Below are 14,163 nucleotides of genomic sequence, written 5' to 3'. Positions count from 1 at the left end.
TCTCCCAACCGGGAGTGGCCCCTGGTTTTTCTTCAGACAACGGACGACACGTTCACTGGGCGGTGCCGCGCAGGAAATTGCGCAGCACGGTCTGGAGAATGCCGCCGTTGCGGAAGTAATCAATGTCCACCTGGTTGTCCAGGCGAGCGGTCGTGGTGAAGGTGAAACTCGTCCCGTCTTCCCGCGTCGCCTTTACGGTGATGTCCTGTCCCGGCTGCAGGTCCCCGTCCAATCCAAGGATGTCAAACCGTTCACGGCCGGTGATGCCGAGCGACTTCCAGCTGTCACCCGCCTTGAACTGCAGCGGCAGCACGCCGAGACCTACCAGGTTGCTGCGGTGGATGCGTTCGAAGCTCTCCGCAATGACCGCCCGCACGCCCAGCAGGATGGTCCCCTTCGCCGCCCAGTCGCGCGAACTGCCGGTGCCGTATTCCTTGCCCGCAATGACCACCAGCGGCTGGCCGTTTTCCTTGTATTTCATGGCCGCATCGTAAATCGGCATGACCTCGCCGGTTGGCAGGTAGGTGGTGAACCCACCCTCGGTTCCCGGTGCCATCTGGTTGCGGATGCGGATGTTGGCGAACGTTCCGCGCATCATCACTTCGTGGTTGCCCCGGCGCGATCCGTACGAGTTAAAGTCGGCCGGCTTGACGCCATGGTCACGCAGGTACTTGCCGGCTGGGCTGTCGTACGCAATGTTGCCGGCGGGCGAGATGTGGTCCGTGGTTACCGAATCCCCGAGCAGCGCCAGCACGGCCGCTCCTTGGATGCTCTGGGCCTTGGGCACGTCCGCGGTCAGTCCGACAAAGAACGGAGGCTCCTGAATATAAGTCGACGCTTCGTCCCACTGATACAATTCGCCTTCCGGACTGGACAGGGCGTTCCAGCGCTCGTTGCTGTTGAACACGTTGGCGTACTTCTTTTGGAACAAATCCGGTGTGATGACCGAACGAATGACCTCGGCCACCTCGTTCGGAGTCGGCCAGATGTCCCTCAGATAGACCGGGTTGCCGCCTTGATCTCGCCCAATGGGTTCTTGCGTCAGGTCGATGTCGACCGTTCCGGCCAACGCGTAGGCGACGACCAACGGCGGCGACGCCAAATAGTTGGCGCGTACCAGGGAGTGGATGCGGCCTTCAAAGTTCCGGTTGCCCGACAGCACCGCCGATACCAGCAGGTCGTTGTCCTTGATGGCGTCGGAGATGGCGTCTGGCAGCGGACCGCTGTTTCCGATGCAGGTGGTGCAGCCGTAGCCGACCACATCGAACCCGAGCTGCTCCAGGTACGGCAGGAGGCCCGATTTCTCCAAGTAATCGGTGACCACGCGGGACCCCGGTGCCAGGCTGGTTTTCACGTAGGCCGGCGTCTTCAGTCCTTTCTCGACCGCCTTTTTGGCCAGCAGGCCGGCGCCGACCATGACCGTCGGGTTGGAGGTGTTGGTGCAGCTCGTAATCGCCGCGATGACCACCGCGCCCGGCTTCATGGTGGACTGCACGCCCTCTGGATACTGCACCTGAACCTCCTTCCGGACGTCTTCGTCGCCGAGGCCAAACCCACCTTGGTCGAGCGGCTTTTGCAGGGTGTCCTCGAAGGTAGACTTCATCTTTGTCAGTACAATCTTGTCCTGCGGCCGGCGCGGACCCGCCAAGGTCGCTTCGACATCTCCCAGGTTCAGTTCCAGGGTGTCGGTGAATACCGGATCGGGCGTGGCGTCGGTGCGGAACAAGCCCTGCTCTTTGCAATACGCTTCGACGAGTCGAACCTGGCTTTCGTCACGACCGGTGCTGCGCAGGTAGTTGAGGGTTTCCTCGTCGACCGGGAAAAAGCCCATCGTCGCGCCGTACTCGGGAGCCATGTTGGCGACTGTGGCGCGGTCGGCGACGCTGATGTTGCTCAGCCCCGGGCCATAGAACTCGACGAACTTGCCGACGACACCCTTCTTGCGCAGCATCTGTGTGACCGTCAGCGCCAGGTCCGTGGCCGTCGCTCCTTCGGGCAGCTGGCCGGTCAGCTTGAAGCCGACGACCTGCGGCATCAGCTGATACAGGGGTTGTCCCAGCATGCAGGCTTCGGCCTCAATGCCGCCGACGCCCCAGCCGAGGACGCCGATGCCGTTGATCATGGTGGTGTGAGAATCGGTGCCGACCAGCGAGTCCGGGAAGACTACCGTCTCGCCGTCAACCTCGCGGCGTCCGACGACGGAAGCCAGGTACTCCAGGTTCACCTGGTGGACGATGCCGGTTCCCGGCGGAACCACGCGGAAGTTGTCGAACGTCTTCTGCGCCCAGTGCAGGAATTTGTAGCGTTCCTCGTTGCGCTCGAACTCGCGCTGGATGTTAAACTCCAGCGCTTCCTTCGATCCGAACGCGTCCACCTGCACGGAGTGGTCGATGACCAGGTCGACCGGGATGAGTGGGTTGATGCGCTGAGGATTGCCCCCAATCCGCTGCATGGCGGCACGCATCGCCGCCAGGTCGACAACGGCCGGCACGCCCGTGAAGTCCTGGAGCAAGATGCGGGCCGGTTTGAACGGCACGTCCGTGCGCTGCGGCGAAGCCGCTTGCCAATTGGCCAATTCCCTGACATGGTTTTCGTCAATCACACGGCCGTCGTATTGCCGCACCACCGCCTCCAGCAGGATCTTGATGGAGAACGGGAGCTTTGCGACGTCCGCGACCCCTTTTCGTTCCAGTTCCCCGAGATGGTAGTAGGTGAACTGGCTGTTATCGATGGTTAACTTCTTTTTGATGCCAAACGGGTCTTGCAATTGGTTCGCCATTACGTTCCCCCCACTCTGGCTGTCATTTCCTCGATACCCATTGTCGCAGATGCGCAGTCCGCTTGTCGAAGGCAGATAAGAAAAGCCGATGAGGCGATTTCAAATCCCAATAACTCACCCATCCACCTTGACACAGACTTGACATATAAAGTTCGCACTTACATGGATGTAGTCTAACACACTTAAATTGAGTGTCACAAACGCCTCTCCAGCCTCATGAGAGCCCGCCATTTCAGCATTTTCAGCTCATCGTGTGGAACCGAGTTCTTGGTACGTCAGCACGCTTTCAGGAATCGGTACCAAGCATCTTCAAACGTTTGGAAGTGCATCGGGCTACCATCCGGTCTGGCAATGACGAGATCATGGTCTTGGTATTCGTCTCACATACAGTGCCCGGTCTTGTGCTATTGTAAATCTATGTTTATATCAATTTTCTAATCGATTGCTGATCAAGTTGTGAAACCAATACTGTTTTCAAATTCGTGATAGGTGAGGATGCTAGTGAATCTACATACTCAATTGTATCTGGGTAATTTAGGGAATCAATTAGGGTATGGTTATGGAATATTCCTTATTTTGATATGTTTACCGATGATTATTTGGCTTATTGTCTCACTGATCAGATGGGTGATATCAAGAAAAATAGCACTCCTGAAATGGTGGGCGATTACAGCTGGCGTTCTTTCTACTGTAGGCTTGATTATACTGGCCTTTGCCAAGATATTGGGTGGTGCTGCGTATACTATCGCATCCCGGACTAACATTTATATTCCAAGATCGGTCGATGTACTTGAAAACGATCATCTGGTTGCAATGGATGAGGAACAGGACTATGTAGTCGTACGGTTCAATCAGACTCAAATGGATACCTTCATGAAGTCCGCTAAGGACAAGGGATGGAAGTCTGGAACTGTTGTGCCTTACTCCTTGCTAAATCTCTCGCCTGGACAAGAGAACCCAATGTCTGGGAGAAAGAATCCATTGCCTAAAGTCAAACGGGATGGATACTATTATTCGTTCATCAAAACAAGATACGAATATCAAGATTCGTACACGACACGGAAAGCATACTTCTTAGATACCAAGTCAAGAACGCTGTACATTTTCTATGACGACTCACAATGGGGTTAAGAGGATGGACAGCTAAAGACCAATACGGATGTCTCAAACTCCGTAAGAAATTATACGAAACAAGGCGGAAATTGTCGGTGTCAAGTTCCAGTAGGTGAGACCTCACTGTAGGCATTAGGCGACCGTGAATGGGGAGTGAACCCATGGACGCAAGACGTACTTGAGCAGGGTCTTGCCGCATGTGGCCCCTCAAGCGCGGGTAAATGCGCCTGCAGCCACTGTTCTGCCACTCGCTGCTTCCGCCTCATCCGGTGAAACAATCTCGTCCTAGTTGTTTCGCAGATAGACCTCCATGCCGCCGGGGCGGCACCAGCACAGGTTAGAGATGCGCTTTCACCAATGCTCATCCCGATTGACGACGCGGGTGCCGCCGCTGTCGAGGTTGATAGTCAGCTGCAGCCGTCCAGTCGAGTCATCGTAATGAGCCGATCCAATGGGCTGGTCCTGGCCCGTGGGGGAGCGGTAGACCACAGACAACAGTTCTCCCTTGTCGTATTCGTAGTACTTCTTCATCAGACGGGTGAGCAACGCCTCACGGTCGTTGACGGAGACCGGGCGGCGCACGGTCAGCACATACGAAACCGGGTCCAGCCCGGTGCCGGAATCAATCACGGTGAGGGTCCCGAGGTGGTGCACCGTGACGTATTCCATAAATGTATGTTGATGAGCGGCTTCACGCGCGGCCGCGATGTGGTGCATCACGGGAATCAGTGTCAGGACCAGTCCTGTGATGATGCCGGCCATGGCCAAGATCCAAGCCCGCGTGCGCCACTGATGCCGTTTGCTTGAGCCGGTGTTCGCTGGCAGTGAGTTCACTTTGTGTCCCCCCTCGGCAGACGTGTCTTCATATCATTCCTACTATTATAGATTATACTGCAAAACACGACCTTGACCGGCGTCTCTGAATGTCAATGGCTGGACACATTCTGTAGTGGCCAAAAGGTGTTGAACGGCGGTCGTTGGTGCTATCCTGAGAATGGTGAACAGAGGAGGCATGTAGTGGTGCTGAGACGGCTTGCAGTGATTCTGTCCATGATTGTCACGGTTTTTGTCGGCTTTGGGCTGGTCATACCGGTGCTGCCGATGATGGTTGCCAATGTCGGTGCCCAGCCGTACCACCTGGGCCTGATGCTCGCCGTGTACTCGGCCGTGGCCTTTTTCATTTCTCCCTGGTGGGGGCGATTGTCCGACCGAATCGGGCGCAAGCCGGTCCTGATGGTTGGGTTGGTCGGGTTTGCCTTCAGCTTCTTCCTGTTTGGACTGGCCAAGGACATGCTGTGGTTGATGTACTTAGCGCGCATTGTCGGCGGTGGCTTTTCGGGCGCGGTGACGGCCACTGCCATGGCCTACATCGCGGATGTGACGGGTGTGGAGGAGCGCACCCGCGGGATGGCGTTCGCCGGCATGAGCATCGGGCTAGGGTTCATCATTGGTCCCGGCGTGGGCGGAATTCTCGCCAATTTTGGCGTGGCCATTCCGTTCTTTGTGGCGGCTGCGCTGGCCCTGTTGAACGCCGTATGGGCGCTTGTATCGCTGCAGGAACCGGATCGGGAGCAGCGCGTTCACGTGACCGCCAGCACTCAGTCCAGGTGGGCGGCGTTTGCCGGCTCATTGAAATACATGTATCTGGTGGATTTCATCGCCCAGTTTACGATTGCCGCGTTGGAAGGTTGTTTTCAGTACTACGAGATGTGGAAGATTGGCGCCACTCCGACGCAGATTGGATATATGTTCTTCATTTCTGGCATCGTCGGCGCCCTTATCCAAGGCGGCATCGTGCAACGGTACGTCAAACACGGCCGGGAGGTTCCAACCCTCTATCTTGGGCTCGCCGTATCGGCTGCGGGACTGTTCTTGGTTCTGCTCTCGCACAGTTTCTGGACGGCGGCCTTGTTCATGACCATCTTCGGGGCCGGCAACACGGTGCTCAAGCCGACTGTCACCTCCTTGGTGAGCAAGCGGACCACGGTGGGCCAGGGACTGGCCTCCGGACTGCTGTCATCGATGGATTCGCTCGCCCGCATCGTGGGTCCCCTGTTGGCCACGCTGCTGTACCAGTGGGATAAAGGCCTGCCGTTTGTTGTGACGGCGTTGGTGTGCGTGGCCGGACTTGGTTTGGTGGCGGCGTTTCAACATGGAGAACTGCAAGCCAAGCGGACAGCCGCAGAAACTCTCTGAATCGAACCGGGTTGAGGTTCTGGGTAGCAGGCAGAAGCCGCCGCGTCGCTTGACTCGCGGCGGCATTTCTATGGTAAACTGTACCCGTATCTTGAATTGAGTGTGTGTTTCTTGTTGCCGATGCTATCGGAATCTTGCAGGGATTTGGGAGACTGGCTGTGCGAAGGGCATGCACCGTATGGCAAGGGGCATTCATCCCTGGTTGGGCAGGACGTCCAGGAGCCGCGAATCTGCGACGCCCAAGCTCCGGGAGCCCATCCATAGCTTGGACGGCAAACCGGTAAAGGAGGGTGCGTCCGTGTTCTCATCGTGGTTGCCGGTGGAGCTGACTCAGATGGCGCACAGCGTGGATTCGTTTTTTTACATCATGCTGGGCGTGGTGGCTTTCTTCTTTGTCTTGGTCGAGGCTTTGTTGATCACGTTTCTGATTCGCTACCGGCGGACCCGGCGCAATCCGACGGGGGCTGCGGTGCACGGCAACACCAAGTTGGAGGTGGTGTGGACGCTCGTACCGGCAGCCATTTTGGTCTTCTTGGGGGCATTTTGCGTCAGGTACGTGTATGCGCTTCAAAAACCGCCGGCTCAGGATGTGACGATTCGCGTAACCGGCCACGAGTGGTACTGGGACTTTGAGTATCCCAACGGGGCGCATGCGCGGACGCTGGAGGTGCCGGCAGGAACGCCGGTGCTGTTCGACATTACCTCGGCTGACGTGATACACGGTTTCTACATACCGGATGTGCGGCTGCAGCAGGACGCTCTGCCTGGGCGCATCACGCAGTTTTGGATTAACATCAAGCCGGACATGGTGGGGCATGTATTCGATGTGCCCTGCGACCAGTTCTGCGGCGCTGGCCATTCGCAAATGCACGCGACCGGCAAGGTCGTGACGCAGGCCGAGTTTCAGCAGTGGGTATCCTCGTTGAAGAAGTAGGTATATACAAGGCAATCGCGACCGTGTCGGGCGCCGACCCTTATGACTTCAACCTGCGAGGTGAGGATTCATGGAGGCTGTCCTCAGTCATCCGCGCCCACGTCGGCAGTCGTTTGTACGCGAGTGGGTGCTGACCGTCGACCACAAGAAAATCGGCGTTATGTACGGGGTTACCGCCATCTTCTTCTTCCTCTTGGGCGGCCTGTTTGCGCTTTTGGTGCGTACCGACTTGCTTGTCCCGCAAGGGGTGTTTGACGCGCAGTCCTACAATGAATTCTTCACCATGCACGCCACCATCATGATTTTCCTGGTTATCATCCCGCTTCTGACCGGGGCGTTTGGGAATTATCTCATACCCCTGCACATCGGCGCCCGGGACATGGCGTTCCCCCGAATGAACGCACTGAGCTACTGGTTGTACCTGACTGCGGGTGTCATCATGCTGTGCAGCATGGCCGGCGGCATGCCGGACGCCGGGTGGACCGCCTATCCGCCGTACAGCGTGTCCGCCAAGGGCGCCGGTATCGATTTTTGGATTTTCTCGGTCCACTTGGCTGGCCTGTCGTCCATTCTTGGCGCTATCAACTTTTTGGTCACCATTCACAAGATGCGCGCTCCCGGCATGTCGTTCAATCGCATGACGCTGTTCACTTGGAGCATCTGGGTTACCGCGTGGATGCAGTTGTTCGGCACCCCTGCCCTGGCCGGAGCCATCACGACGCTTTTGTCCGATCGCCACTGGTCGACCGTGTTTTACAACTCCAGCGCCGGCGGCGATCCGATGCTGTATCAGCACCTGTTCTGGTTCTATTCGCATCCTGCGGTCTACATCATGATTCTGCCGGCGTTCGGGATCATATCGGAGGTTCTGCCGGTGTTTTCCCGTAAGCCGATCTTTGGCTACCACGCGATTGCCTATTCCAGCGTCGCGATTGGTTTTCTCGGCTTTTTCGTGTGGGCTCACCACATGTTTGTCGCTGGCATGCAGATGTCCGAGGGCATTCCATTCATGATTTCGTCACTGGTCATCGCTGTACCGACGTCGGTGAAGATTTTCAACTGGCTGGCGACGATGTGGCGCGGTTCCGTCGAGTACTCGGTGCCGATGATGTACGCGTCGCTCGGGTTCATCGGATCGTTCATCATCGGCGGATTCAGCGGCGTCCTGGTGGCCGCGGTGCCGCTGGATATGCACCTGCACGACACGTATTTCGTCGTCGCCCACATTCACTACGTCCTATTCGGCGGCAGTGTCATGACCATCATGGCCGGGCTGCACTTTTGGTTTCCCAAAGTCACGGGCCGAATGTTCAACAAGACGCTGGGGCATGTCTCCTTCTGGTTCTACTTCGTCGGTACGCAGCTGACTTTCTTTCCGATGCACTTTCTCGGTTTGGCCGGGATGCCGCGGCGATATGCGGCCTACGCGCCCCAGTACATGTTTTGGAACGACGTGGCCACAATCGGCTCCTACGTTTTGGGGTTCGGTACCCTGTTGATTGTCGCCAACCTGTTCTGGGCGGCCAAATACGGGGTGAAGGTGGGGCCCAATCCGTGGGGCGCCCAAACCTTGGAGTGGCAGGTCTCGTCTCCGCCTCCGGAGCACAATTTCGACGAAATCCCGACCGTCACCGACAACCCGTACCGGCCGTATGATCCGCCGCAAACGGAACCGGAGGCGAATCCAACGTGGGCTTGAGCGGGGAGCCGCGGGCGCGCGGGGAAGTTGCAGACAGACGATGCCAGCGACGTCCGGCCGCCTGCGGTGGTCCTCGGCCCTGGCGCTCGGGTGCCGTCCGGGGGCTGGATGACGGCGCTTGCGGAGCGCCAACCCTGTGTAGGGCAAGGGCCGGTTAAAGGCATCCATGGAGAAGGAGAGGAGATGCGGATATGGCTGTGCGGATGGAAAACGGGCATGGCGGACAGGCGGTGCACGATGAGCGCATAGACCCGCAGGCCAACGCAAACCTGGCGGTGTGGCTTGGTTTGGTCGCTTTGACGTTCATGTCGGCCGTGTTTGTCGCCTCGAACGTCTACCTGCGCGGTTGGAATCCGAGCAAGTTCACGCTGAACAATCGACTGCTCACAGACCTTCCTTATTGGGATACCTTGCTCCTGATTGTGTCTGGGGTGCTGGTGCTTGTGGCTGCCGCGTTCTTTGCCAAGGACCGGTGGCAGGCGTTCAACGCGGTGTTGGCGCTGGCGGTGTTGTCCTGGGTGGCCACGGCGTTGATTCAGTTTCGTCTCATGCTGTGGTTTGCGGGCTACAGCCAGCAGATCAAGACGATAGACTGGCCGACCTCGATGATTGTGTTTGGCTTGACGTTCATCTCCGCGGTGCTGATTGCCATCGCCGGTTGGTACGCCAGTTTTGCCAACAAGGCCAAGGTGAACGCGTTCTTTCCGGTGGCGATGAACGTATGGCTGTACACCGTCATGTTTGGAATTGTCGTGCTGTTGATGGAACGGGTGCTGACTGTTGGTCAGTTCGCCGCGTGGTGCGGACTGCACGCCTGAGGGGATGATTCGATGCGACTGATTGCCTTTGCCTTGGGATTGTTTGCGTTCGTTGCGGTGTTCCTGCTGGTTCTGCGCTACACGACGCATCTGTCGAACGTCAAGAAGGGGCGAGGGAAGCACCCGGCCGCGCCGACCGTTCCCGTGTCCTATGACAGCCCCATGACCGGGGAGGATCTGTGACCCTGCTGCCCCCATGGCGGGCGCGGCTGAGGCGAACAAAACGGGGTGCCATTTTGCTCAGTCCTTTGTGTTATGCGCCTTCATGCGCACCCACTTGCGGTTGTGGTTGCTGGTGGCGGGGAAGGTGTCGCCCCGTTTCAGGTGAACCTTCTGCGGATCGCGAATGGAGGCGCTGTCTGGGTGCTCCCCGACCTCAATGTAAAAGCCGTCGTTGGGGACTTCCCATCCGGGTTCAAACTGTTTGTGCTGTCCCATCGTGGTCCCTCCTCCTGTCCTTGGCTTGGCAGAGACAGCCGCCCCGCAGGGGACGGCTGCGCTCCTAGTATGCCAGAATGGGACCGGGACTATGATGGCTTGTTCAGGCGATGGTCACATCCTCGCACAGGTAGACGTCTTGAATCAGGTTGAGCAGCTTCACACCTTCGTCCATCGGCCGCTGGAACGCCTTTCGGCCCGAAATCAAACCCATGCCACCGGCCCGTTTGTTGATGACCGCGGTGCGCACCGCTTCCGCGAAGTCGTTGGCACCGGAAGCGCCTCCGGAATTGATGAGGCCAATCTTGCCCATATAGCAGTTTGCCACTTGGTAGCGGGCCAAATCGATGGGGTGGTCGGTCGTCAATTCCGTATAAATCCGCTCGTCCGTCTTCCCGTAGCTGCTGCCTTCCATGTTCAACGCCTTGAATCCTCCGTTGGTCTCCGGCAGCTTCTGCTTGATGATATCCGCTTCGATGGTCACGCCCAGGTGGTTGGCCTGGCCGGTCAGGTCCGCGGCGACATGGTAGTCGACACCGTCCTTTTTGAACTGCGGATTGCGCAGGTAGCACCACAAAATGGTGAACATGCCGAGCCGGTGCGCCTCCTCGAAGGCCGCGCTGATCTCCTGCAGCTGGCGCGTCGACTCGTTGGACCCGAAGTAGATGGTGGCGCCGATGCCCGCCGCTCCCAATTCCCACGCCTGGCGCACGCTGGCAAACAAGACCTGGTCGAATTTGTTCGGGTACGTCAGCAGTTCGTTATGGTTAATCTTGACAATGTACGGGATCTTATGGGCGTATTTGCGCGAAGTCAGAGCCAGCACGCCCAGCGTCGAGGCGACGCCGTTGCAGCCGCCTTCAATCGCGAGCTTGACGATGTTCTCCGGATCGAAGTAGGCGGGGTTCTTGGCGAACGAAGCGCCTGCCGAGTGCTCGATGCCCTGGTCGACAGGCAGGATGGAGACGTACCCGGTGCCGCTCAAACGGCCGGTGTTCAACAGCTGCTGCAGGCTGCGCAGAACCTGGTTGTTGCGGTTGGACGCGGCGAACACTTCGTCCACACTGTCCGGTCCGGGCAAGGTCAAGCTCTCTTTCGGGATGGTGCGGCAGGTATGGGAGAGGAGGTCATCCGCCTCACTCCCCAGGTACGTGACAATTTGGTCAATCATCGTCTGGGAACACGCTCCATTCTCGCCGGCACAGACGCGGCCGGATCGACAAGTCTCGGACAGGCTCACCCTGTCTCCACGTTTCACACCATACTGTATCAAATCCCGTCGCTTGTAGGGAAGTCGTACGAATGTTGGCTGTCCGCCTCGCGCCGTGGTCTCCGAACGGTGAACCGGCCACCCGAATGCAAGGGATTATGTATAATTGCAGTAGAGTCCATGTACTGGAGGCGACCCTATGTACCTGCGTCAACAAACACGGACGGTCCGAGTGGGTGATGTCTCCATCGGCGGCCGTGATCAAGTGGTCATCCAGAGTATGACGACGACCAAGACGGCAGACGTGGAAGCGACCGTGCGCGAGATCCTGCGCCTGGAGGAAGCGGGGTGTCAGGTGGTCCGCGTCACCGTGAACAACCGGGAGGCGGCCGCAGCGATTCCGGAGATCAAGCGGCGCATCCATATTCCCTTGGTCGCCGATATTCACTTTGATTATCGTTTGGCCCTGGAAGCGATCCGCGGCGGCGTGGACAAGGTCCGCATCAACCCGGGGAATATCGGCGGCCGCGAGCGCGTGGAAGCGGTGGTCAAGGCTTGCAAAGAACGGGGGATTCCCATCCGCATCGGTGTCAACGCCGGTTCCTTGGAGCATCACATCCTGGACAAGTACGGCTACCCGACAGCCCAAGGAATGCTGGAGAGCGCCCTGCACCACATCCGTATCTTGGAAGAACTTGACTTTCACGACATCGTCGTGTCCATGAAGGCGTCCGATGTCCAGTTGGCGATTGAGGCGTATCGGCTGGCGGCCGAGACGTTCGATTATCCGCTGCACCTGGGCATCACCGAATCTGGCACGCTGTACAGCGGAACCATCAAGAGCGCCGCTGGCTTGGGCACGCTGCTGTCGATGGGGATTGGCAACACCATCCGGGTTTCGCTCAGCGCAGATCCGGTCGAAGAGGTGAAGGTGGCCCGTGAACTGTTGAAGACGTTCCACCTGATCTCCAATGCGCCGACCTTGGTCTCCTGTCCGACGTGCGGTCGCATTGACATCGACCTGATTGCCGTGGCCAACGAGGTCGAGGATTATCTGCAGCACATTCAGGCCCCGATAAAGGTCTCGGTGCTCGGCTGCGCGGTCAACGGTCCCGGCGAGGCGCGGGAGGCGGATATCGGTATCGCCGGCGGCCGCGGGGAAGGCCTGTTGTTCCGCAAGGGCAAGGTGGTGCGCAAGGTGCCGGAAGCAGAGTTGGTGGCCGAGTTGAAACGGGAGATCGACGCTATGGCCAAGCGGTATCAGGAGACCGGCAAGCTGCATGAGGAAGAGGTGGGGGTTTGAGTCGGTCGGGATGGTCGTGGGCCGCCCGAGGGCGAAGCGGCCCCACGGGTGGTTGGCGATAATGCGCCTGTAGACGCGGCCGGTCAGGTACCGGAGGCGGCGGATGGGCAGGCGGATGTCGCCCCACCGCCCGAGGTGTCAATATGGTGTTTGGCGACCGCTTGTTCAACCAGGCTTGAGACCAGGCTGGGGATGTCGCCGATGACCTGCCCGCCCAGCGCGGCCAGCGGCCCGGCTTGGCTGATCACGGCAGATACCGCGTCCTGCTTGATGCTCTGCGCCAGCGCCGGGGTGAAAACGCCAGCTTTCTTTGCGTCGGCCACCACCTTTTGGTTGAATTCCTGAACCACCGCCTCGGCGATGGTGGACAGCCCGTCGATCACGTGCGAGGCCAGCTGCGCCTGCTTGCCGTCGGCGTGCGCACTGACAATTCGCTTTAGGCGTGGCGCCAAGGCGCTGATGCCGACGCCAATCAGCAGGGTCATCAGACTCAACAGGGATTCGAGGATTTTTAACTCCAGCTCGCTATTCACTCAGCTCACTCCTTGCAGCGCTTTTTCCGCCTTTTGCAACAGCTCCAGCACTTCCCGCAGCTTCGACGCGGTGTTGGGGTCTGGCAGTTGATACAGCGCTTGGCCCAACGTGGTCAAGGTCATCGCTCCCGCAATACCGTCCACCGTCAGGTGATGCTGTTGTTGAAAACTTTTCACGGCTGCTTCGGTTTTGGGTCCGTACGCGCCATCGACCGCCAGATGCACATGGAGCACCAAGTTGAGCTCCTCCTGGAGCAGCTTCACCGCTTGGCCTTGACTGCCTCGCTCGAGCATGTGCTTGCCTCCTTCCTTCAGCGGCGCCGGGCCACCGGCAATCGCCGACCACATCGCGGCTGTCGCCGATTGATAATTCCAAAACGAGTAGCCCGGCTGGTTCTTGCATGCGTCCATGAACGATTGGATTTCGCCCGGGGTCACGCTGCCGTACGCCTGTCCAACCGGCGCAACGGGAATCTTGTACGGTTGGTAATAAGCCAGACTCTGAGCCACGGCCGTCCTGGGCGGCAGGCGAAAGTCGCCCCAATACACCTGTGGCATGGTGAAGTCTGCGTGGCGGCTGAAGGCGTGGAACGGGAAACCCGGGTGATATTTGGGAAGTCCGAACGTCGAATAGCCAATCGGTTTGCCACCGGCCTGCTGTCGGATGGCGGCCATGAGCCGGGTGGCCGCGTCAGCCATGCCGGATGGTTCGAATTCGGCCTCCACATCCGCCACATAAAAGTCGGCACCCAGGGACAGGGCCCTGTGCGCATTGGCAGCCTCCGCGTCAGGGTGGGCGCCGTAACAGTAGCCCCACGCGCCCACCACCAGTCCGGCTTCATGCAGCTGGTGGACCAGGCTGGAAGAAAACTGTGACCAAAAGTTGCGGCCGTCGTGTGCCTTGACGATGAGTCCGGCGAGTCGCGCGCTCTGCACCCGCTCAATGATGGCCTGGATGTTGCCGCCGCTGGATTCGCTCACTTCCCATACCCAAACCATCTTGCCTTGCCAAACCTCCAAACCGGTCACCCCCCTTTTTTGCGGCTTCGGATGCCTACAGCAACATATGGCGCCGCGCCTCGCCGTGTTTTCGGCAGACAATCTGCCCGGTTTCTCCAGCCGATTGGGAAAATGCAGCGG

General features: G+C 58.7%; 13 protein-coding genes. 7 read left to right on the top strand and 6 right to left on the bottom strand.

Annotated features, from left to right (window positions below; translation table 11 throughout):
* Positions 1-52: 52 nt before the first annotated feature.
* Entirely contained in the window at positions 53-2,779 is a 2,727-nt protein-coding gene (acnA, locus tag ASH01S_RS10700; RefSeq protein ID WP_067927718.1) for an aconitate hydratase AcnA, read from the bottom strand.
* A 501-nt stretch (positions 2,780-3,280) separates the two neighbouring features.
* Here acnA and ASH01S_RS10695 point away from each other — a divergent pair.
* Positions 3,281-3,910 (top strand): hypothetical protein, encoded by a 630-nt coding sequence (locus tag ASH01S_RS10695; protein ID WP_067927711.1) that lies wholly within the window; start codon positions 3,281-3,283, stop codon positions 3,908-3,910.
* A 333-nt stretch (positions 3,911-4,243) separates the two neighbouring features.
* Here ASH01S_RS10695 and ASH01S_RS10690 read toward each other — a convergent pair whose 3' ends face one another.
* The gene (locus tag ASH01S_RS10690) at positions 4,244-4,726 is read right to left on the bottom strand and encodes a hypothetical protein (protein WP_067927708.1); all 483 of its coding nucleotides are present in this window, start codon (positions 4,724-4,726) and stop codon (positions 4,244-4,246) included.
* A 126-nt stretch (positions 4,727-4,852) separates the two neighbouring features.
* On the opposite strand from ASH01S_RS10690, the gene ASH01S_RS10685 reads away from it, so the two are divergent.
* The 5 genes from ASH01S_RS10685 to ASH01S_RS18515 all read left to right on the top strand — a co-directional run bounded on the left by ASH01S_RS10685 (position 4,853) and on the right by ASH01S_RS18515 (position 9,722).
* On the top strand, positions 4,853-6,088 hold the full coding sequence (locus tag ASH01S_RS10685) for an MFS transporter (protein ID WP_306302861.1): 1,236 nt from the start codon (positions 4,853-4,855) through the stop codon (positions 6,086-6,088).
* Positions 6,089-6,386: 298 nt separating this feature from the next.
* Positions 6,387-7,022: a cytochrome c oxidase subunit II gene (coxB, locus tag ASH01S_RS10680; RefSeq protein WP_067927703.1), complete on the top strand. Its 636-nt coding sequence runs from the start codon at positions 6,387-6,389 to the stop codon at positions 7,020-7,022.
* Positions 7,023-7,092: 70 nt separating this feature from the next.
* Positions 7,093-8,721, top strand: a complete 1,629-nt coding sequence (gene ctaD / locus ASH01S_RS10675) for a cytochrome c oxidase subunit I (RefSeq protein ID WP_067927700.1) — start codon at positions 7,093-7,095, stop codon at positions 8,719-8,721.
* Between the two features lie 191 nt (positions 8,722-8,912).
* A complete protein-coding gene (locus tag ASH01S_RS10670; protein ID WP_067927697.1) occupies positions 8,913-9,539 on the top strand; it encodes a hypothetical protein in 627 nt (208 codons plus the stop codon).
* 12 nt (positions 9,540-9,551) lie between these two features.
* Positions 9,552-9,722, top strand: coding sequence for a hypothetical protein (locus tag ASH01S_RS18515; RefSeq protein WP_157067092.1), 171 nt, complete (start codon positions 9,552-9,554; stop codon positions 9,720-9,722).
* Between the two features lie 57 nt (positions 9,723-9,779).
* On the opposite strand, the gene ASH01S_RS10665 is transcribed toward ASH01S_RS18515, so the two are convergent.
* Together ASH01S_RS10665 and ASH01S_RS10660 are read right to left on the bottom strand one after the other, a co-directional pair.
* Entirely contained in the window at positions 9,780-9,977 is a 198-nt protein-coding gene (locus ASH01S_RS10665) for a YjzC family protein (protein ID WP_067927693.1), read from the bottom strand.
* Positions 9,978-10,080: 103 nt separating this feature from the next.
* Positions 10,081-11,217 (bottom strand): class I fructose-bisphosphate aldolase, encoded by a 1,137-nt coding sequence (locus tag ASH01S_RS10660; RefSeq protein WP_245629031.1) that lies wholly within the window; start codon positions 11,215-11,217, stop codon positions 10,081-10,083.
* Between the two features lie 169 nt (positions 11,218-11,386).
* On the opposite strand from ASH01S_RS10660, the gene ispG reads away from it, so the two are divergent.
* Entirely contained in the window at positions 11,387-12,490 is a 1,104-nt protein-coding gene (gene ispG, locus ASH01S_RS10655; protein ID WP_067927689.1) for a flavodoxin-dependent (E)-4-hydroxy-3-methylbut-2-enyl-diphosphate synthase, read from the top strand.
* A gap of 83 nt (positions 12,491-12,573) precedes the next feature.
* Here ispG and ASH01S_RS10650 read toward each other — a convergent pair whose 3' ends face one another.
* Complete coding sequence (locus tag ASH01S_RS10650; protein ID WP_067927688.1) at positions 12,574-13,023, bottom strand: hypothetical protein; 450 nt, start codon at positions 13,021-13,023, stop codon at positions 12,574-12,576.
* Positions 13,024-14,043 carry a peptidoglycan-binding protein gene (locus ASH01S_RS10645; protein WP_067927687.1) on the bottom strand — a complete coding sequence of 340 codons (1,020 nt, stop codon included), beginning with the start codon at positions 14,041-14,043 and terminating at the stop codon, positions 13,024-13,026. It abuts the gene before it with no gap.
* Positions 14,044-14,163: the final 120 nt, after the last annotated feature.

Source organism: Alicyclobacillus shizuokensis NBRC 103103, from assembly GCF_001552255.1.
In the GTDB taxonomy this organism is placed as follows: Bacteria; Bacillota; Bacilli; order Alicyclobacillales; family Alicyclobacillaceae; genus Alicyclobacillus_G; species Alicyclobacillus_G shizuokensis.
The sequence above is the reverse complement of the archived record's forward strand: the minus strand, read 5'-3'. Positions and strand labels throughout refer to the sequence as shown.

What these genes read in the sequence shown, in the direction of transcription:
- acnA (WP_067927718.1), bottom strand. Translation starts at nt 2,779, where the DNA reads ATGGCGAACCAATTGCAAGACCCGTTTGGCATCAAAAAGAAGTTAACC.
- ctaD (WP_067927700.1), top strand. Translation starts at nt 7,093, where the DNA reads ATGGAGGCTGTCCTCAGTCATCCGCGCCCACGTCGGCAGTCGTTTGTA.
- ASH01S_RS10670 (WP_067927697.1), top strand. Translation starts at nt 8,913, where the DNA reads ATGGCTGTGCGGATGGAAAACGGGCATGGCGGACAGGCGGTGCACGAT.
- ASH01S_RS18515 (WP_157067092.1), top strand. Translation starts at nt 9,552, where the DNA reads ATGCGACTGATTGCCTTTGCCTTGGGATTGTTTGCGTTCGTTGCGGTG.
- ASH01S_RS10665 (WP_067927693.1), bottom strand. Translation starts at nt 9,977, where the DNA reads ATGGGACAGCACAAACAGTTTGAACCCGGATGGGAAGTCCCCAACGAC.
- ispG (WP_067927689.1), top strand. Translation starts at nt 11,387, where the DNA reads ATGTACCTGCGTCAACAAACACGGACGGTCCGAGTGGGTGATGTCTCC.